This is a genomic window from Blautia faecicola, assembly GCF_004123145.1.
In the GTDB taxonomy this organism is placed as follows: Bacteria; Bacillota; Clostridia; order Lachnospirales; family Lachnospiraceae; genus Oliverpabstia; species Oliverpabstia faecicola.
Genome location: NZ_SDKC01000001.1, coordinates 2,679,641 through 2,699,278, shown reverse-complemented (window position 1 = coordinate 2,699,278; position 19,638 = coordinate 2,679,641). Strand labels below are relative to the sequence as shown.

The 19,638-nt window shown below is 47.4% G+C and carries 17 protein-coding genes and 2 pseudogenes; 17 read left to right on the top strand and 2 right to left on the bottom strand.

Annotated features, from left to right (window positions below):
• Positions 1-48 precede the first annotated feature (48 nt).
• From ETP43_RS12105 to ETP43_RS18795, 10 genes and pseudogenes are all read left to right on the top strand, one after another.
• Complete coding sequence (locus ETP43_RS12105; RefSeq protein WP_022399962.1) at positions 49-1,134, top strand: PucR family transcriptional regulator; 1,086 nt, start codon at positions 49-51, stop codon at positions 1,132-1,134.
• A gap of 27 nt (positions 1,135-1,161) precedes the next feature.
• Positions 1,162-1,845, top strand: a complete 684-nt coding sequence (gene ftsE, locus ETP43_RS12100; protein ID WP_022399961.1) for a cell division ATP-binding protein FtsE — start codon at positions 1,162-1,164, stop codon at positions 1,843-1,845.
• Positions 1,835-2,752 carry a permease-like cell division protein FtsX gene (gene ftsX / locus ETP43_RS12095; protein WP_106491847.1) on the top strand — a complete coding sequence of 306 codons (918 nt, stop codon included), beginning with the start codon at positions 1,835-1,837 and terminating at the stop codon, positions 2,750-2,752. Before ftsE ends, ftsX begins: the two co-directional genes overlap by 11 nt.
• A 158-nt stretch (positions 2,753-2,910) precedes the next feature.
• On the top strand, positions 2,911-4,164 hold the full coding sequence (locus ETP43_RS12090) for a S41 family peptidase (RefSeq protein WP_243114270.1): 1,254 nt from the start codon (positions 2,911-2,913) through the stop codon (positions 4,162-4,164).
• Positions 4,165-4,201: 37 nt separating this feature from the next.
• Positions 4,202-5,071, top strand: a complete 870-nt coding sequence (locus tag ETP43_RS12085; RefSeq protein WP_129258331.1) for a DegV family protein — start codon at positions 4,202-4,204, stop codon at positions 5,069-5,071.
• Between the two features lie 167 nt (positions 5,072-5,238).
• Positions 5,239-6,714, top strand: coding sequence for a 4-alpha-glucanotransferase (malQ, locus tag ETP43_RS12080; RefSeq protein ID WP_129258329.1), 1,476 nt, complete (start codon positions 5,239-5,241; stop codon positions 6,712-6,714).
• Between the two features lie 20 nt (positions 6,715-6,734).
• Positions 6,735-7,763 carry a LacI family DNA-binding transcriptional regulator gene (locus ETP43_RS12075; protein ID WP_129259599.1) on the top strand — a complete coding sequence of 343 codons (1,029 nt, stop codon included), beginning with the start codon at positions 6,735-6,737 and terminating at the stop codon, positions 7,761-7,763.
• Positions 7,764-7,795: 32 nt separating this feature from the next.
• A complete protein-coding gene (locus ETP43_RS12070; protein ID WP_129258327.1) occupies positions 7,796-10,063 on the top strand; it encodes a glycogen/starch/alpha-glucan phosphorylase in 2,268 nt (755 codons plus the stop codon).
• Positions 10,064-10,142: 79 nt separating this feature from the next.
• Complete coding sequence (locus tag ETP43_RS12065; RefSeq protein WP_129258325.1) at positions 10,143-10,574, top strand: DMT family transporter; 432 nt, start codon at positions 10,143-10,145, stop codon at positions 10,572-10,574.
• Between the two features lie 79 nt (positions 10,575-10,653).
• Positions 10,654-10,740, top strand: a pseudogene (locus ETP43_RS18795) (DUF6783 domain-containing protein); the annotation flags it as partial.
• Here ETP43_RS18795 and ETP43_RS18790 read toward each other — a convergent pair.
• Positions 10,717-10,803, bottom strand: a pseudogene (locus ETP43_RS18790) (DUF6783 domain-containing protein); the annotation flags it as partial. The pseudogenes ETP43_RS18795 and ETP43_RS18790 sit on opposite strands and share 24 nt — an antisense overlap.
• A 57-nt stretch (positions 10,804-10,860) precedes the next feature.
• Between ETP43_RS18790 and ETP43_RS12060 the strand changes: the two are divergent.
• The 6 genes from ETP43_RS12060 (at position 10,861) to holA (ending at position 18,055) form a co-directional block, all read left to right on the top strand.
• Positions 10,861-11,520, top strand: a complete 660-nt coding sequence (locus tag ETP43_RS12060) for a helix-hairpin-helix domain-containing protein (protein ID WP_129258323.1) — start codon at positions 10,861-10,863, stop codon at positions 11,518-11,520.
• Positions 11,521-11,530: 10 nt separating this feature from the next.
• Positions 11,531-12,220: a response regulator transcription factor gene (locus tag ETP43_RS12055; protein ID WP_022399952.1), complete on the top strand. Its 690-nt coding sequence runs from the start codon at positions 11,531-11,533 to the stop codon at positions 12,218-12,220.
• 86 nt (positions 12,221-12,306) lie between these two features.
• Positions 12,307-13,743: a sensor histidine kinase gene (locus tag ETP43_RS12050; RefSeq protein ID WP_129258321.1), complete on the top strand. Its 1,437-nt coding sequence runs from the start codon at positions 12,307-12,309 to the stop codon at positions 13,741-13,743.
• 17 nt (positions 13,744-13,760) lie between these two features.
• Positions 13,761-14,681, top strand: coding sequence for a GerMN domain-containing protein (locus ETP43_RS12045; protein ID WP_129258319.1), 921 nt, complete (start codon positions 13,761-13,763; stop codon positions 14,679-14,681).
• Positions 14,678-16,951, top strand: coding sequence for a DNA internalization-related competence protein ComEC/Rec2 (locus ETP43_RS12040; protein WP_129258317.1), 2,274 nt, complete (start codon positions 14,678-14,680; stop codon positions 16,949-16,951). Before ETP43_RS12045 ends, ETP43_RS12040 begins: the two co-directional genes overlap by 4 nt.
• 114 nt (positions 16,952-17,065) lie before the next feature.
• Entirely contained in the window at positions 17,066-18,055 is a 990-nt protein-coding gene (holA, locus tag ETP43_RS12035) for a DNA polymerase III subunit delta (protein WP_022399948.1), read from the top strand.
• A 171-nt stretch (positions 18,056-18,226) separates the two neighbouring features.
• On the opposite strand, the gene rpsT is transcribed toward holA, so the two are convergent.
• Positions 18,227-18,490, bottom strand: coding sequence for a 30S ribosomal protein S20 (rpsT, locus tag ETP43_RS12030; RefSeq protein ID WP_022172342.1), 264 nt, complete (start codon positions 18,488-18,490; stop codon positions 18,227-18,229).
• A 242-nt stretch (positions 18,491-18,732) separates the two neighbouring features.
• On the opposite strand from rpsT, the gene gpr reads away from it, so the two are divergent.
• On the top strand, positions 18,733-19,638 hold the full coding sequence (gene gpr, locus ETP43_RS12025) for a GPR endopeptidase (RefSeq protein WP_129258315.1): 906 nt from the start codon (positions 18,733-18,735) through the stop codon (positions 19,636-19,638).

The following is a 19,638-nucleotide window of genomic DNA, read 5'->3' as shown; positions in this document are numbered from 1 at the left end:
GTGGATAGCAGATTCTAAATAAACTATGTACTGAAAGAGGGTATGATTATGATTTCAAATCAGATACTGCAAAACACACTGGATGGTTTGAAAAATATTTCCAGAAGTGATTTCTGTGTTGCCGATACAGAGGGGAAAATCTTGGCGTTCACCGCACAGAATCCGGAAATAAGCAGCAGTGATATTTTAGGATTTGCCGCATCTCCTGCGGACAGTCAGGTAGTACAGGGAAACCAGTTTTTCAAAGTATACGATGAAAACCGGTTGGAGTATGTACTGGTTGTCAGCGGAGGCAGTGAAGATATTTATATGATTGGTCAGATGGCAGCATTTCAGATTCAGAATCTGCTGGTGGCCTATAAAGAGCGTTTTGATAAAGACAACTTTATCAAGAATCTGTTACTGGATAACCTGCTTCTGGTGGATATCTATAACAGAGCCAAAAAGCTGCACATTGAAGTGGAGGCAAAGCGCGTGGTGTTTATCCTGGAAACCGCTCAGGGAAAAGACTACACGGCTCTTGAAAATGTGAAAAATATTTTCCAGGGAAAAAAGGGTGACTTTATCACCGCTGTCGATGAGAAGAGTATTATCGTGGTGAAGGAAGTGAATCCGGGCGACGGCTATGCAGAGATGCAGAAGATCGCAGAGGCGATTCTTCAGGCGGTACGCGAGAAGGATGAACTGGTGCATATCGCATACGGAACCATTGTAAAAGAACTTAAGGAAGTCTCCCGTTCTTATAAAGAAGCAAGGATGGCACTGGATGTCGGAAAAATCTTCTTTGACGAAAAAGAGGTCATTGCCTACAGCTCACTGGGAATCGGCCGGCTGATCTATCAGCTTCCTATTCCGCTGTGCAAGATGTTTATCAAGGAGATCTTCGAGAATAAATCGCCGGATGATTTCGACGAGGAGACCATCACAACCATCAACAAGTTCTTTGAGAACAGCCTGAATGTATCAGAGACATCCCGTCAGCTGTACATTCACAGAAACACACTGGTATATCGGCTGGATAAGCTCCAGAAGAGCACCGGTCTTGATCTGAGAGTATTCGAAGATGCGATCACTTTCAAGATTGCTCTTATGGTCGTACGATATATGAAGTATATGGAAACCTTAGACTATTGATGAGATGAATAGAAACAGGAGGAGTATATGATTACGTTGGAAAATGTAAGCAAATCTTACGCCAAAGGTCAGCCGGCCTTAAACGACGTATCACTGCACATTGATAAAGGGGAATTTGTATTTATAGTAGGAAACAGCGGATCCGGGAAATCCACGCTGATCAAATTACTGTTAAAGGAACTGGAACCGACTTCCGGAACGATCATTGTCAATGATCAGGATCTTGGCAAGATGAAACGCAGAAAGGTTCCGAAATACCGTCGTGGGGTAGGCGTTGTATTTCAGGATTTCCGGCTGTTGAAAGACAGAAACGTATATGAGAATGTGGCATTCGCACAGCGCGTGATCGAGCGGCCGAACCGTGTGATCAAAAAGCGTGTGCCGGAGATTCTCACACTGGTAGGACTGGCAGAAAAGTACAAATCATTTCCGAGAGAGTTATCCGGTGGGGAACAGCAGCGTGTGGCACTGGCCCGTGCACTGGTAAACCGTCCGAATATTCTTCTGGCAGATGAGCCTACCGGTAATCTGGATCCGAAGAATTCACTGGAGATTATGAAACTGCTCGAAGAGATCAACGAGAGAGGAACTACCGTTCTGGTAGTAACCCATAACAGAGAAATCGTCAATTCATTCAGAAAGCGCGTAATTACCATGAGAAAAGGTGTAATTGTCAGCGACGAAGAGGAAGGTGGATATCTTGAGGATTAGTACAATCGGCTACAGTGCCAAACAGGGAATCAAAAATATATGGAGAAATATCATGTTCTCCGCGGCTTCCATAGCTACCATGACAGCATGTATCTTCTTATTTGGTCTGTTCTTTTCACTGCTGATCAACTTCCGGTATATCGTAAAGAATGCAGAGGAGGGGGTGGCAGTTACCGTACTTTTTGATGATGGGGTGGATCAGGCGACGATCAACAGCATCGGGGAACAGATCAAGTCCTATAAAGGCGTAACGAAAGTAGAGTATGTGTCGGCGGAAGAAGCCTGGGACGAATGGTCCAAACAGTATTTTGGTAATACAGAACTGGCATCTGAGATGGCAGAAGGGTTCAAGAACGATAACCCGCTGGCAAACTCATCCAGTTATTCTGTCTATGTGGACAAGATCGAGCATCAGGATGCCCTGGTAAAATATATCGAGGGACTTGATGGTGTCCGGGAAGTCAACCAGTTAAAGGGAGCGACACAGACCTTATCTTCCTTTAATACCTTACTGACTTACATATCCGTGGCGATCATCCTGATCCTGCTTTGTGTGGCGGTCTTCCTGATCAGCAACACGGTAGCAATCGGTATTTCGATCCGTAAAGAGGAGATCGGAATCATGAAACTGATCGGTGCGACGAACTTCTTTGTAAGAGCACCGTTTCTGATCGAAGGTATGATCATCGGTCTGATCGGAGCGATCATTCCGCTGGTATTACTTTTTGTCATGTACAAGAAAGTGATCGAATATGTTCTTACCAAGTTCAGTATGTTGAGCAGTGTGGTACAGTTTATGAGTGTCACACAGGTATTTGAAGTACTGACACCGGTGGCGCTGATCCTTGGTATGGGTATCGGACTGTTCGGTAGTGTGATCACGATCCGTAAACATCTGAGAGTCTGATGAAAAGGGAACAGTAAGGAAACAGAGATTTATAAAAGAAAGATACAAAGGGGGATGCAGCGGGAAAGCGGCAGCCCCTTTTCTACACTTATCTATGCCCGGAAAAAGAGCAAACGGAAAATACGGGGTATCATAGGAACAGACGGGAGACAACAGAAATGACAGAAAAAATGAAAACCTGGATCAGGGGATTTGTGGGAGGCGTAGCAGCCTGCGTGGTTGTGGGCGGTGCCGGATATTTTATCTGCTTTGGTTCCCTTCCGTTGATCGGGGATCAGGCACTGAGCATGAGTGATCTGGCGAAAGCGTCCAAGATCGCAAAGCTAGTGGACACATATTATCTGGACTACAAGGATGAGGATGAAAAAAGTCAGTATACGATGGAGGATGGCATGTACAGCGGAATCGTGGCAAGCCTGCAGGATCCATATTCCGGATATTATTCAGAAGAGGACTATAAACAACTGCAGGAATCCACACAGGGAGTGTATACCGGCGTGGGACTTACGATGTCCAAGGATCCGGACAGCGGTGTGGTGAGTATTGTAGATCTGGCAGAAGGCGGTCCGGCCGAGCAGGCGGGGATCCAGAAAGGTGATATCCTGACTGCGGTGGACGGAGAGGATATTACAGGAAAAGAACTGTCGGAGATCTCAAAAATCATCCGGGAAGATAACAAAAAACAGATAGTTTTAACAATCGAACGTGACGGCACAGCGACGGATATCACGGTATCACTGGAAAAAGTGGAGGTCACGGTGGTAAAGAGCCGGATGCTCGACGATTCTCTGGGATATATTCAGATCACAGAATTTACCGACGGTACTTCGGAACAGTTTAAGAAGGCTTACAGTGAACTGAACGAACAGGGAATGAAGGGGTTGCTGGTCGATCTGCGGGAAAATCCGGGCGGACTTCTGACAGCGGTATGTGATACGCTGGAACAGATTCTTCCGAAAGGTATGATCGTGTATACCGAAGATAAGAGCGGACATCGGACGGAGCATACCTGTAAAGGAAAAACACCGATCGATATTCCGCTGGTGGTTCTGGTCAATGAAAACAGTGCCAGTGCAGCAGAGATCTTTTCCGGGGCTGTCAAAGATCATGAGGTTGGAACCCTGGTGGGAACCACGACGTTCGGAAAAGGAATCGTACAGCAGACCTTTGCCCTGGGAGATGGCAGCGCGGTCAAACTGACCACTTCGAAATATTACACACCGAACGGAGTAAACATCCAGGGAACCGGTATCACTCCGGATGTGGAGGTTGGCTGGCCGGAGGATGCGGAAGAATTTACCAGTCCGTCGCAGTTTAACGAACTTTCCCAGGAAGAATGGGAGAGTAAGGATGCACAGATGAAAAAAGCAAAAGAGGTTCTTGCCGAGAAGGTTGCACAGGGAGAGCAGTAATGGTAAAATGAGAAAAAGTGCCGAAGGAGGACAGCTTATGGAAAACTATGTAATTACGACAGACAATACTGCTGATCTGCCTTATTCTTATTACAAAGAACATCAGGTAGAATATATGTATCTGACTTACCAGCTGGAAGGTGTCACATACAACAAAGAAAATGAACTGGATGTGAAAGAGTTTTACAACCGGATGCGGGCGGGTTCCATGCCGATGACATCTCAGGTCAACAGTGAGGAAGCGAAAGATGTACTTCGTCCGATTCTGGAAGCGGGAAATAATGTGCTGCATCTGGCATTTTCTTCCGGACTGAGCGGAAGCTATAACAGTGTGCGGCTGGCAGCAGAAGAACTGAAAGAGGAATATCCGGACAGAAAGATCATCGTAGTGGATTCGCTGTGTGCATCTCTCGGGGAAGGTCTGTTTGTCTACAAGGCAGTACAGATGAAAGAAGAGGGAACGTCCATGGAGGAAGTGGCTGCATGGCTGGAAGAACACAAACAGAACTTCTGCCATGTATTTACCGTAGATGATCTGTTCCATCTGTACAGAGGTGGCAGAGTATCAAAAGCCGCAGCTATCGTGGGAACAATGATCAATCTGAAACCGCTGCTTCACGTGGATGACGAGGGACATCTGATTCCATTAAGTAAGGTACGGGGAAGAAAGAAATCTCTGGCGACGCTGGTCTCCATGATGGAAGAGCGCATCGGAAGCTGGAAAGATAAAAATGATATTATCTTTATCAGTCATGGTGACTGTGAGGAGGATGCACAGTATGTGGCAAAACTGGTCAGAGAAAAGTTCGGATATGAAAGTTTTCTGATCAATACGATCGGGGCTACGATCGGAACCCATTCCGGACCGGGAACAGTAGCGCTGTTCTTTATGGGAGAATATCGGTAGGAAAAAGGTTACAAAAGCAAAATATAAAAAGCAGGAAAAGAATGTGAGATAAATCTACATTTTTTTCTTGCTTTTTTTCATATAATATGATACTGTCAGATTACAAGGAATGGAAACGTTACCGATAACGTTTCCGAAAGTACTGGAAATCTAAAGGAGGATAAAAAATGAGAGCAAGTGGTATCTTACTTCCTGTAACATCCCTGCCGTCTCCGTATGGTATCGGCTGTTTTTCAAAGGAAGCTTATGAGTTTGTGGACCAGCTGGAAAAAGGCGGTGAAAAGTACTGGCAGATTCTGCCGTTGGGACCGACCGGATATGGAGATTCCCCGTATCAGTCCTTTTCCACCTATGCGGGTAATCCGTATTTTATTGATCTGGAAACACTGATCGAGGAAGGACTGCTGACAAAAGAAGAATGTGACAGTGTGGATTTTGGAAGTAATCCGGCATATGTGGATTACGAAAAAATTTATATGGGCAGATTTGAACTTCTGGAGAAAGCGTTCCACAGATTTGTACCGGATCAGGCATATGAAACCTTTGTGGAAAAAAATAAAAAATGGCTGGAAGATTACAGTCTGTATATGGCGATCAAAAACAGCCTGGGCGGAATTGCCTGGAGCGAGTGGGAGGCACCACTGAAGACAAGACAGGAAGCTGCCCTGGAAGAAAAACGAGTGGAATTAAAAGAACAGATGGATTTTATCTGTTTTCAGCAGTATGAATTTGCAAAACAGTGGGAGAAACTGAAACAGTATGCCAATGAAAAAGATATCCAGATCATCGGTGATATTCCGATCTACGTTGCATTTGACAGTGCAGATGCATGGGCGAATCCGGAACTGTTCCAGTTTGACGAGAACAGTACACCGCTGGCAGTGGCAGGATGCCCGCCGGATGCTTTTGCAGCTACCGGACAGCTCTGGGGCAATCCGCTGTATCGCTGGGATTACCACGCACAGACAGGATATGTCTGGTGGATCAGCCGTCTGAGACATTGCTTTACACTGTATGATGTGGTTCGTGTGGATCATTTCCGCGGATTTGATGAGTATTATGCGATCCCGTACGGAGATAAGACAGCAGAAAACGGTGTCTGGAAAAAGGGTCCGGGAATTGATCTGTTCCATACAGTGAAAAAAGAACTGGGCGATGCAAATATCATTGCAGAAGACCTGGGATATCTGACGGAAAGTGTTATGAAACTGGTGGAAGATACAGGATATCCGGGAATGAAAGTATTACAGTTTGCATTTGATTCAAGAGAGGAAAGTAACTATCTGCCACATAATTATCCGCATAACTGTGTGGTTTACACCGGAACTCACGATAATAATACGGTTCGTGGATGGCTGGACGATATGTGTGAGGAAGACAACGCACTGGCAGAAGATTACATGAACAATGCGGATACACCGAAAGATGAACGTCCGTGGGAGTTCATCCGTCTGGCACTCGGTTCCGTGGCTGACCTTGCGGTAATTCCGCTGCAGGATTATCTGTGTCTGGGAACAGAGGCAAGAATCAATCTTCCGTCCACTCTTGGCAACAACTGGAAGTGGCGTCTGGTGCCGGGGCAGGTAACGGACGAGGTGCTTGAAAAGATGTGTCATCTGAACAAGCTGTTCGGAAGATTGTAAAAGAGAGAGGAAGTGGTCTTGTGGCAGGCATGACAATCAAAGATATCGCAAAAAAATGCCATGTTGGCGTCAGTACCGTGTCCAGGGCTATGAATAATCATCCGGATATCAATCCGGAAACCAAGGAAAAAATATTAAAAGCCATTGAGGAAGCCAACTATGTGCCGAATAACAGTGCCAGAAATCTGAAACGAAATGATGCAAAGGCTATCGCGGTGCTTGTCAAAGGTATCGGCAATACCTTTTTCAGTGAACTGGTAGGAATTCTGGAACGGGAGTGCGAAAAGAAGGGTTACAGCTGTATCCTGCAATATGTGGACGAACAGGAAGATGAGTGGGATGTGGCGATCCGTGTGGGAAAAGAAAAAAGACTGCGGGGGCTGGTGTTTCTGGGAGGAAGTTTTTCTCAGAGTCAGGAAAAGATCAGTCAGATGGAGATTCCCTGCGTACTCAGTACCATCTGTACGGTGGGGATGCCGGGTGCATCCCTGGCTTCCGTATCGGTGGATGATTTTAAGGAAAGCTATAAGATGACGGAGTATCTGATCGGGCTGGGGCATAAAAAGATTGCTTTTATTACAGCCCCGAAAAATGATGTCAGTATCGGAAAGCTGCGTCTGATGGGATACCGGACAGCACTGGAGCAGTATCAGATCCCTTACCGGGAAGAACTGGTGTGTTACATGGATGAAAAAAGGGACACATACTCTTATCAGTCCGGTTACCGGCTGATGCAGGAGCTTTTGAAAAGAGAAACATTTACTGCCGTCTATGCGACGGCAGATACACTGGCGATCGGAGCCTGCAGGGCATTGAAGGAGGCGGGAATATCTGTTCCCGAGGAGTGTTCTGTGGCGGGATTTGACGGTATGGATGCCGGAAGATTTTATATTCCGAGTCTTACAACGATCCGTCAGCCGGTGGAAGAGATCGGGAAGGCCACGGCAGGACTTTTATTTGATCTGATCAAAGGAAAAGAAAAGCCACGGCAGCTGATCTATGAAGGGGAGTTAATACAAAGGGAGTCAACTGCCCGATGTAAACAGTAAATTGAGGAGATTATTTAGAGGAGAAAATTATTATGGAAAAAAGATTGCAGGAAGTACTGGAAAAAAGATTTCATAAGACACTGGATACATGTACAAAAGAAGAACTGTTTCATGCACTGATGGAGATCACGAAAGAAGCGACCGGTAACCTGAAGAGAAACGAGGGATCGAAGAAACTGTATTATATCTCCGCAGAATTCCTGATCGGTAAATTGTTATCTAACAATCTGATCAACCTGGGTCTGTATGAGGAGACAGAAAAAGTCCTGAAATCTCATGGATATGAACTGTGTGAGATTGAGGAACTGGAAATGGAGCCTTCTCTTGGAAATGGCGGACTGGGACGTCTGGCTGCCTGCTTCCTGGATTCTATTGCTACGCTTGGTCTTCCGGGAGACGGTATCGGACTGAATTATCATTTTGGTCTGTTTCAGCAGAAATTCACCAATCATAAACAGCAGGAATTGAAAAATCCGTGGATCACAAAAGAAAGCTGGTTAAACAGACAGTCTTTTACCTGTAAAGTACCATTTAAAGATTTCACAATGGACGGTGTTCTGTACGATATCGATGTGCCGGGATATGATTCCGGATGTAACCGCCTGCATCTGTTCGATGTGGATACGATTGATGAAAGTATCGTACCGGAAAACAGTATCAATTTTAATAAGAAAAAAGTACAGGAAAATCTGACGCTCTTTCTGTATCCGGACGATTCTGATGATGCCGGACGCAAACTCCGTATTTATCAGCAGTACTTTATGGTAAGCTGCGGGGCACAGCTGATTTTAAAAGAGATGGAGGATGCAGGATATGATCTGCATGAATTAAATAATCATGCAGTGATCCAGATCAATGATACCCATCCTTCCATGGTGATTCCGGAACTGATCCGTCTGCTGACCGAAGAAAAAGGATTTACTATGGATGAGGCAGTGGAAGTGGTAAGTAAGACCTGTGCATATACCAATCATACCATTCTTGCGGAAGCACTGGAAAAATGGCCGATGGAATACCTGGAAGAAGTGGTTCCGAATCTTGTTCCGATCATCAAAGAACTGGATGAAAGAGTGCGAAAAACAGTAAAAGATGAGTCCACTTACATCATCGATGCGCAGGACAGAGTGCATATGGCACATATGGATATCCACTACGGATTCTCTGTCAACGGTGTGGCAGCGCTTCACACAGAGATCCTGAAGAATTCAGAACTGAAAAACTTCTATGATCTGTATCCGGAACGCTTTAATAACAAGACGAACGGAATTACCTTCCGCCGCTGGCTGATGCACTGCAATCCGACTCTGACCAGATACATTGAGTCTCTGATCGGAAACGGCTTCAAGAAAGATGCCACAGAACTGGAAAAACTGCTGGTTTTCGAAAATGATGAAGAAGTGCTGAACAAACTGGAAGAAATCAAGATGGAAAAGAAACTGGAATTCAAAGAATACATGGAAAAAACCCAGGGACTGACTATTGATGAACATTCCATCATTGATGTACAGGTAAAACGTCTTCATGAGTATAAACGTCAGCAGATGAATGCACTTTATGCAATCTACAAATATCTGGACATCAAAGCGGGCAACAAACCGTCCACACCGATCACAATGATCTTTGGAGCAAAGGCAGCACCGGCGTATGTGATTGCAAAAGATATTATTCATCTGATCCTGTGTCTGCAGGAACTGATTGAGAAAGATCCGGAGGTAAGACCGTATTTCCGTGTACTGATGATTGAAAACTATAATGTTTCCAAAGCAGCAAAGGTTATTCCGGCAGCCAATATTTCCGAACAGATTTCGCTGGCATCCAAAGAAGCATCCGGAACCGGTAATATGAAGTTCATGTTAAATGGTGCGCTGACGCTGGGAACCGAAGATGGAGCAAATGTGGAGATACGGGATCTGGTTGGTGAAGAGAATATTTATATTTTCGGAAGAAAACCACAGGATGTCATCGATCTGTATGAGGCAGGTACTTACAGTTCCAAAGAAATCTATGAAGAGGATGCGCTTATCCACAAACTGGTAGATTTTATCACAGGAGAAGAACTGCTTGCGATCGGTGATGAAGAAAGTCTGACCCGTCTGCACAGAGAACTGATCGGAAAAGACTGGTTTATGACACTGCTGGATACAAAAGAATATATCACAACAAAAGAAAAGGTCTATGCAGATTATGAAGATCGTAAGACCTGGAACAAAAAAGCACTGATCAACATTGCAAAGGCGGGATTCTTCTCCTCTGACAGAACGATCGCGCAGTACAATGAAGATATCTGGAAATTAAAATAATCTGTTTTTATCATCATAAAAGAATAAAATCCGTCCATACTATAGTACAGAATACATCTATGGTATGGAGGGATTTTTTATGCTTGGAATATGGATTGCAGTTCTTTCAGGAGCTTTGATGAGTATCCAGGGCGTGTGGAATACGCAGGTGACCAAACAGTCCAGTCTGTGGGTATCGACGGGCTGGGTGCAGCTGACGGCACTTCTGGTCTGTGTGACAGCCTGGTTTTTTACCGGGAGAGATCCGGTCGGGGCACTGTGGCAGGTAGAGAACAAATATACCCTGCTCGGCGGAATCCTGGGGGCATTTATCACCGTGACCGTGATCCAGAGTATGGGAAAACTGGGTCCGGCACAGGCAACGATGCTGATCGTGATCGCCCAGCTGGTGGTTTCCTATCTGATCGAACTGTTCGGAATCTTCGGCGTGGAAAAACAGCCGTTTGACTGGAAAAAGCTGGCAGGTACGGCGATCGTTGTCGGCGGGATTATCCTTTTTAAATGGGAGTGATTTTGGGAGAAGATCGTAATAATTATTTCAGGTTTATGGTCTTGTAATTCAGAGAAAAATTGGGTAAAATGAATTGTGTATGCATGGAGGGAGCCCTAGAGCGTGTCTGAAAAATCATTTCCGCAATCTGCAAGCCCCACTTTGCGGTATATTTTACCCTCATTCGGTTGCCGTAGCCCGCTACGCCGCCCTCATTCGGATAAAATCTCCCACAAACTGAGACTCGCAGCTCACGAAAAGCCTTTTTCAGACACGCTCTAGAGCGGAAGCGATAAGGAGCGTGCAGATGAAACAGAAAAAGAAAATTCTATGGATGCTTTTACCGGTGCTGGTATTTGGCGGGTGCGGTTCGCAAGGCAGTGTGCTGAAACGCACGCAGGAGGAAAGCAGTTTGCTGGAAACTCAGGAGAAAGAACCGGAAACGGCAGACGGCGCAGAGACCAAAGACGGGCAGGAAGAAAATCCGGAACAAACAGAGGAATCTTTGCCGGAATGGATCTACGTGGATGTCTGTGGAGCGGTGGAAAACCCCGGAGTTTATCGGATCGAAGCCGGAAGCCGGGTATTTCAGGTGTTAGAGCAGGCGGGCGGCTGTACCGAGGATGCCTCGCTGGAGACGGTGAATCAGGCAGATCTGTTATCGGACGGTCAGAAGATCCGGATCTATACCAGAGAGGAAACGGAGCAGATGGGAGATGATCTGCGGGACGAATCGCAGGGGATGGAGACGGACAGTCAGACCGCTTCAGACGGTCGGGTGGATATCAACCGGGCGGGAAAAGAAGAGCTGATGACGCTGACCGGAATCGGAGAGACCAGAGCACAGGCAATTCTTGCATATCGCGAATCCCACGGGAAATTTTCCAGTGTGGAGGAGCTGATGCAGGTGGACGGCATTAAAGAAAAAACATATGAAAAGCTGAAAAATCAGATCAGGATCAATTGAGGAGTAAAGAATGGCGAAGAAAGTATTGGTTGTAGACGATGAAAAATTAATCGTGAAAGGAATCCGGTTCAGTCTGGAGCAGGACGGCATGGAAGTGGATTGTGCCTATGACGGGGAGGAAGCCCTGGAATGTGCAAAGAATAAAGAATATGATATGATTCTGCTGGATCTGATGCTGCCGAAGATGAACGGACTTGAGGTATGTCAGCAGATCCGGGAATTTTCAGATGTCCCGATCATCATGCTGACGGCGAAGGGTGAGGATATGGATAAGATCCTTGGTCTGGAGTACGGAGCGGATGACTATATTACCAAGCCTTTTAATATTCTGGAAGTGAAAGCCAGAATCAAAGCCATCATGCGCCGTGCCGGAAAGACAGCGGCTCAGGAGACGAAAGCCAAGGTGGTAGAAGTCGGAGAACTTCGACTGGACTGCGAAAGCCGCCGGGTATTTATCGGCAGCAGAGAGATCAATCTGACTGCAAAAGAATTCGATGTACTCGAACTTCTGGTATTTAATCCAAATAAAGTATACAGCCGTGAAAATCTGTTGAATATCGTATGGGGTTATGAGTATCCCGGAGATGTGCGGACGGTGGATGTGCATATCCGCCGGCTGCGTGAGAAGATCGAGAGCAATCCGAGCGAACCAAAATATGTACATACCAAATGGGGCGTAGGATATTATTTTCAGGCGTAAGATCCGGAATGCAGGTCAAACACAGCCGGTGTATCAGGCGTGTTAGCCTGCATTTTCTTTTTAATGAATGGCAGTGAGGAACAGATATGAAAGTGAATTGGAAAGTCAGATTTAAGTTTGTCAAAAGTCTGCGGTTCCGGATCCTGGTGATTCTGATCATTATCGGTATCGTGCCGAGTATCATCGTGGAAAAGGGAATCGTAAACAGTTACGAGGATCGGGCAGTCTCGAACCGGCAGCTGAATGTAAAGAACCAGTGTGATATTCTGGTCAATCAGCTGGCAAAAGAGAATTATCTGGAAGATCCGTCTTCGGAGGGGATCAACAGCGAGCTGACGATGCTCACAAACGTGTACAGCGGACGGATCCTGATCGTCAATCAGGATTTTCAGGTGATCAAGGACACCTATGATCTGGATAAAGGAAAATACATGATCTCAAAGGAAGTGGTCAAGTGTTTCCAGAAGATGAAAGAGAGCAGTCATTATGACCGGAAAAACAGCTACATCGAGCTGACGATGCCGATTCCGGGAACGGACGGGGAGACGACACAGGGTGTGCTGCTGATCAGCATTTCCACGGAAGAGATCGTATCCAGCATTGATATTCTGGAACAGAAAGGTCTGACGATCCTTGTGATCATCGGTGCGCTGGTGCTGGTGTTCGGCTATCTTCTGGCGGGGATTCTGATGAAACCGTTTGCAAAGGTAACAAGAGCGATCGAAGATATCACGGACGGATTCCAAGATGAGAAAATTTCGGTTCCGGATTATACGGAGACGGAACTGATCACGGATGCATTTAACAAGATGCTGGGGCGTGTGCAGTCGTTAGACACCTCCCGTCAGGAATTTGTATCGAATGTGTCCCATGAGCTGAAAACACCGCTGACTTCGATGAAGGTACTGGCGGATTCGCTGGTAGGACAGGAAAATGTACCGGTGGAACTGTATCAGGAATTCATGCAGGATATCGCAGCGGAGATTGACCGGGAGAGCAAGATCATCACGGATCTTTTGACACTCGTAAAGCTGAATAAGAAAGCTTCGAACATGAACATCGAACAGGTCAACATCAATGAGCTGCTGGATCTGATCTTAAAACGGCTGCGGCCGATCGCGGCGAAGAGAAATATCGAACTGATCCTGGAAGGCTTCCGGCCGGTGGATGCGGAGATCGATGAGACAAAATTGTCCCTTGCCATCAGCAATCTGGTGGAAAATGCGATCAAATACAATAAGGACGAAGGCTGGGTGCGTGTATCGTTGAACGCGGATCACAAGTATTTTTATGTGACGGTAACCGATTCCGGCCGTGGTATTCCGGAGGAATCCATCGACCATATCTTCGAGCGATTCTATCGGGTAGACAAATCGCACTCCACCGAGATCGAGGGAACCGGTCTGGGGCTGGCGATTACCAGAAGTGCCATCATGATGCATCACGGAGCGATCCGGGTGAAGAGCCAGGTGGGTGAAGGAACGACATTTTCCGTGCGGATCCCGCTGACATTTATCGACTGATCAAGGACGGTGAGAATATGAGAAAAAGAAGAATCACAGCACTGGTGATGGCACTGGTGCTTGGCGTTGCCGCCTTTTCCGGCTGCGGAAAAAAGGATGCGGACAGCAAATACAAAGTATATTATGTCAACGAAGATCAGGGAGAGATCCTTGCCGAAAGTTTTCTGCCGTCCGAAGAGAAGACATCGACGATGGTAGATGAGATGACGGATAAATTAAATAAGAAAAATGCAGAAGGACATACCCTTCTTCCGAATGGCGTGCAGATCCGGGAATGTGTGAACGATGACGGAATGCTTCTGGTGGACTTTACACCGGAATACCGGGAGCTGAATCCGGTGGATGAGGTGCTTTTGCGGGCATCGATCGTAAAAGATTATGTACAGATTCCGGATATTTATCTCGTTACGATCACTGTCGTAGGAGAGCCGATCGTCGATTCGCAGGGAAAGGAGATCGGAGCCATGAGTCTGGATAATTTTCTGGAAAATACCGGAAAAGAGATCATGGCGTATCAGTATAAAGAGCTGAACCTTTATTTTACCAACGAGGAAGGGAATCAGCTGGTGCCGGAGACCCGACAGGTTTACTATAACGGCAACACACCGATCGAAAAAGTCATCGTGGAGCAGTTGCTTCGCGGACCGGGAGAGAGCGGACATTATGCCACACTGCCGTCCGATACAAGAATCGTCGGCGTGTCGGTGGCGGACGGGATCGCCTATGTGAATCTGGGCGAGCAGTTTGTCGATGAGGCGCTGCCTGTGGATGCACAGATTCCGGTATATTCGATCGTCAATTCGCTGATCGCAGCTGGAAATGTCAGTCAGGTGCAGATTTCGATCAACGGCGATACTTCACTGGTATTTAAGGACGAAGTAGATATGAATCAGTTATTCCAGGTGAATCATGAACTGGAGAAAGGAGGAGAGGACTGAAAAGCAAACGTCCTCTCTGCCTGCTGTTTGCAGGGCTGATCCTGTGTATTCTGGTGACGGACTGGTGCGGAGGTTCCTGGCTTTGGAAATCTCCCGCCGGGAAGGAATCCTGGCAGTGGGCAGAACAAGAGCAGAGCATACAGGCGGAAGGCGTGGTGTACCGCATCGAAAAAGACACCCGCACAATGATTTATCTGAAAAAAACAATTCTGATCCGTTCCGGATCATCAAAAAAATATCCCATTCGAAATATCAAATGTACAGGAAAAAAAGAAGCACTGAACAGTCTGAGAGAAGGCATGCGTGTCCGGCTGGAAGGAACCCTTGCGCTTCCGGAACTTCCGCGCAATCCCGGACAGTTTAACCGGAGAGTCTATGAAAGCGGGAAAAAGATCGATTTTTATCTGGAAAATCCGGCAATTGTATGGAGCAAAGAAGGATCCTCCGGGAGCACCGGGATGCTGCGAGCGTGGCGGGAAGAAATAAAGAAACGGTGCAAACGGCTCTATCCCGACACGGAGGCGGGGATCCTTGAGGCGATGCTGTTCGGGGAAAAGAGTGAACTTACCGGGGAGGTCAAGGGATTTTATCAGGCAGCAGGGATCAGCCATGTGCTTGCCATATCCGGTCTGCATATCAGTCTTCTTGCACTGGCAGCTGCCGGGATCCTCCGACGGCTGGGACTTCCGATGCCGGTATGGGTGTTGCTATCTGTGGGGGTGCTGTGTGGGTACGGCATACTGATCGGACAGCCGACCACAGCGGTTCGGGCACTTCTGATGTTTTGTGTGCTTCAGGGCGGGCGGCTGCTGGGCCGTTCCTACGATCTCTTATCCGCGCTGGCATTTGCCGGGATCCTGATGCTTCTGGATAACCCGGATCTGGTCGCTGATGGCGGATGCAAGCTGTCCTTTTGCGCTGTGATCGGCGTGGGATGGTATGTCAGCGAGAAACAAAAAATCTTTCGGGGACTTGGGAAGAAAGAGAAAGGAAAGAAGAAAGAAAAAAAGAGCGGTGTCAGAGCAATACCGGAACATATACGCACCGGCTGGTATCTGTGGATGTTTACGCTGCCGGTGATGCTGGATACCTTTTATCAGGTGTCAGTGGCGGGCATTCTGTGGAATCTGGTGGTGATCCCGCTGCTTCCGATCGTGATTGCCTCCGGGGGAATGGGAGTGCTTCTGGCAGGCTGGAATGTACTTTTGGGGAGTGTGGCGGGAAGTCCGGCTTACGGGCTCTTAAAAGTATATCAGTGGATCGGGCAGATCTCTGAGAAACTGCCGGTTGGGATGTGGACGCCGGGGCAGCCGCCCAAAATAGTGATCGCTGTGTATTATCTGGTGATGATCATGGTGGTTTTGGTGGAAAAACAGATGATAAAGAGTGAAAACCGGTGGAAAAAGGGGAAGATCTGTCTGGCATTGGAACTGTGCAGTATGGTGCTGTTGCTTTCAATGATGGCACATCCCTGGCAGCAGAGGGAACAGATCACGTTTCTCGATGTCGGGCAGGGAGATGCCAGTCTGTTACAGAGTGGTGGACAGGCACTTTTGCTTGACGGGGGAAGCACCAGCCAGAAAAAGGTGGGAACGTATGTGATCCTGCCATACCTGAAACAGCAGGGCATTTCCTGTCTGGAAGCGGTGGTGCTCACACATACGGATCAGGATCACATCAATGGTGTCATGGAAGTGCTTGAAGAAGGGAAAAAGGGCTGGTTGACGGTGAAACATCTTCTGTATCCCTGCTGGATGGAAGAGACGGAACAGGGGAGAGAACTGCAAAAACTGGCGAAAGAAGCAGGAGCATCCTGCCAGGGGATCCGGGCAGGCGATCAGTTAGAACTGGGAAATGCAGAAGCTGCGGTAATCTATCCGGGAGACGAAGAAACGGTTACGGAGCCAAATGCGGGATCCCTGGTACTTTGCTGGGAATGGGCAGGAGTCCGGACTCTCTTTACCGGGGATCTGCCGGAGGAGAAAGAGCGGGAACTGCTGCAAAAACTGCCCGCCTGTGAGATCCTGCAGGTGGGACATCACGGCTCTGCCACATCCACCTGTCAGGAGTTTCTGGATCGGGTACAACCTTCCCTGGCGGTAATCTCCTGCGCGCTGACAAACCGGTATGGGCATCCGGCACCAGATACGGTAGGACGGCTGGAAAAAAACGGATGCGAGATCCGCTATACGATGAAAGGCGGTGCGGTCACGGTAAGGCAGAGGGGGAAGGAGATCCGGGTGGAAGAATATGTGACTGGCGGACAGTGAGGAGTTGATTTGTGCTCAACGGCAGTGTTCTTGACGATGCCGGTTGCCGAACCGGGAAAAAAACAGTATAATAAATCCATATGAGAAAAACTGGGTGAAAGGTTAAAAGATTCGATGAAAAGTGTATTGGAAGATATCAAAAATCAGGAATATAAGCAGGCATATCTCTTTTTCGGGGAGGAAGGATATCTGAAAAAGCAGTATCGCGACAAGCTGATCCAGGCGTGGAACCCGGACGGGGATACGATGAACTATTCCCGGTTTGAGGGAAAAGGGATTGATGTGAAAGAAGTGATCTCACTGGGAGAGACGATGCCGTTTTTTGCCGAGCGGCGGATCATCCTGATGGAAAATACCGGATTTTTCAAGAATCAGTGCCCGGAACTGACAGAATACCTGAACAGTCTGCCGGACTATCTGTATCTTCTGTTTGTGGAAGAAGAGGTGGATAAGCGAAGCAAAATGTTCAAAACGGTCAAACAGATCGGCCGGGTGGTGGATTTCTCGGTGCAGGATGAGAAAACACTGATGCGCTGGGTGCTTGGAATCCTGAAACGCGAGGGAAAACAGATCACCCAGAGGGATATGGAACGTTTTCTGTCGAAAACCGGTACGGATATGAGCAACATCGAGAAAGAACTGGAAAAGCTGTTATGCTATACGATGGATCGGTCGGTGATCACCGGGGAAGATATCGATGCGGTGTGTACGACACAGATCAACAACCGAATCTTTGCGATGGTGCAGGCAGTGGCGGAGCAGAACCAGAAGAAAGCACTGGATCTGTATTACGATCTGCTTGCCCTGAAGGAGCCGCCGATGCGGATCCTCTTTCTCCTGGCGCGGCAGTTCAATCTGCTGTTACAGGTGAAAGAGCTGCAGCGTCTCGGCTGCGATCAGAAAACCATCGCATCAAGAACGGGACTGCAAAGCTTTGTGGTCCGCAATTATACCGGCTGTACCGGCAGATATACGACCGCGCAGCTTCGTCAGGCGGTGGAAGACTTTACACAGACAGAGGAAGATGTGAAGACCGGAAGGCTGAGCGATGTGCTGAGTGTGGAACTTCTGATCGTGAAATATGCACGGAAGAATCCGGTGTGATGGATAAAGAAAAATCCCGGGAACTGTTTGAAAGGGACAGGTTCCGGGATTTTTGCATACCTGCAGAAGTTGCCACGGCAGCTTCTAAGGAATACAGAGTAACAAAAAAGAACAGTCACTGACGGGATGACTGTTCTTTTTAAAATTCTTTATTTATTCTATCAGTTAGAATTAAGCAATAGAGTTCACTGCTTTGGATACGCGGGAAACTTTTCTTGCTGCGTTGTTTTTGTGGTATACACCTTTAGAACAAGCGCTTTCGATGGTAGCGGTAGCTACTTTCAGAGCTGCCTGAGCTGCTGCCAGATCTTTTGCTGCAACTGCTGCCTCTACTTTTTTGATAGATGTTTTAACTTCAGAACGGATTGCTTTATTTCTTTCAGCTTTTGTTCTGTTTACGATAACTCTTTTTTTAGCGGATTTAATGTTTGCCATTTTCCATAACCTCCAATAAATTATTCAATCATTTATCATATTCATCAGCCCAGACACGGACAGGCTAATCTCAAAATACCCATACAGTTTATGCCATTTACCGGGGTTTGTCAATGGTTTTTCAGAAAAAAAGGTGTAAAAATACAAGGATTTTCAGGGATAATCTGCAGGAAAACGGGAAATCTAAAAGGAGAAAAGGACGCAGATGGGAAAACAGCGTGCAGAAAGGAAGGGTGACGGCTATGTCTGGGAGTTTTGGGATACGAACGGATCTTGCAGTGGAGAGTAAGGAGAAGTATGAGAAGGACAATGTGGAGATTAAGGGTGTGGCGATTCATGAGGAATATGAGGAGTCTCTGGACCTGAATACGACGGTGGTGCGGATTCAGACGGAACAGGGAGCGCGGGCGATGGAAAAGCCAAGAGGAACGTATATTACGATGGAAGCTCCGAATCTGATCGTGCCGGATGAGGATTATCACCGCGAGATTTCCGTGGCACTTGCTCATCATCTGCGGGAACTGCTCCATCTGGAGAAAGAAAAATCCATTCTGGTGGTGGGGCTTGGCAACCGGGAGATCACACCGGACGCGCTCGGTCCGCGGGTGATCCAGAACTTAAAGATCACCAGACATATTGTGAAAGAGTACGGAAAAGCAGGGATGGGAAAGGAGAGGGTGCATCAGATCAGCAGCCTGGTTCCGGGCGTTATGGCGCAGACCGGGATGGAGACGATGGAGATCATCCGGGGCGTGATCCGGGAGACCGATCCGGACGCAGTGATCGCGATCGATGCGCTGGCGGCGCGCAGTGTGCGGCGATTAAACTGCACGATCCAGGTGACGGATACGGGGATCAATCCGGGATCCGGTGTCTGCAACCACCGGTGCGGGCTGAATGAGGAATCCCTGGGAATCCCGGTGATCGGAATCGGTGTGCCAACCGTAGTAGACGGAGCGACGATCGTGCACGATGCGATTGCTCACCTTCTGGAAAATCTGGAAGAGTCGGAGATGGAAGAATTTTTACAGGAACTGATCACACCGCGGCTGCACAGCATGTTTGTCACACCGAAGGATGTGGATGAGACGGTCAAGCGGCTCAGTTATACGATCTCGGAGGGCATCAATATCGCGATGGAAGCATAA

Bases quoted from the DNA above. Each gene is read 5' to 3' on its own strand.
- ETP43_RS12085 (WP_129258331.1), top strand. From the start codon at position 4,202: ATGGAAAACTATGTAATTACGACAGACAATACTGCTGATCTGCCTTAT.
- ETP43_RS12090 (WP_243114270.1), top strand. From the start codon at position 2,911: ATGACAGAAAAAATGAAAACCTGGATCAGGGGATTTGTGGGAGGCGTA.
- ETP43_RS12105 (WP_022399962.1), top strand. From the start codon at position 49: ATGATTTCAAATCAGATACTGCAAAACACACTGGATGGTTTGAAAAAT.
- gpr (WP_129258315.1), top strand. From the start codon at position 18,733: ATGTCTGGGAGTTTTGGGATACGAACGGATCTTGCAGTGGAGAGTAAG.
- ftsE (WP_022399961.1), top strand. From the start codon at position 1,162: ATGATTACGTTGGAAAATGTAAGCAAATCTTACGCCAAAGGTCAGCCG.
- rpsT (WP_022172342.1), bottom strand. From the start codon at position 18,490: ATGGCAAACATTAAATCCGCTAAAAAAAGAGTTATCGTAAACAGAACA.
- ETP43_RS12065 (WP_129258325.1), top strand. From the start codon at position 10,143: ATGCTTGGAATATGGATTGCAGTTCTTTCAGGAGCTTTGATGAGTATC.
- ETP43_RS12060 (WP_129258323.1), top strand. From the start codon at position 10,861: ATGAAACAGAAAAAGAAAATTCTATGGATGCTTTTACCGGTGCTGGTA.
- ETP43_RS12045 (WP_129258319.1), top strand. From the start codon at position 13,761: ATGAGAAAAAGAAGAATCACAGCACTGGTGATGGCACTGGTGCTTGGC.
- holA (WP_022399948.1), top strand. From the start codon at position 17,066: ATGAAAAGTGTATTGGAAGATATCAAAAATCAGGAATATAAGCAGGCA.
- ETP43_RS12050 (WP_129258321.1), top strand. From the start codon at position 12,307: ATGAAAGTGAATTGGAAAGTCAGATTTAAGTTTGTCAAAAGTCTGCGG.
- ETP43_RS12070 (WP_129258327.1), top strand. From the start codon at position 7,796: ATGGAAAAAAGATTGCAGGAAGTACTGGAAAAAAGATTTCATAAGACA.
- ETP43_RS12055 (WP_022399952.1), top strand. From the start codon at position 11,531: ATGGCGAAGAAAGTATTGGTTGTAGACGATGAAAAATTAATCGTGAAA.
- malQ (WP_129258329.1), top strand. From the start codon at position 5,239: ATGAGAGCAAGTGGTATCTTACTTCCTGTAACATCCCTGCCGTCTCCG.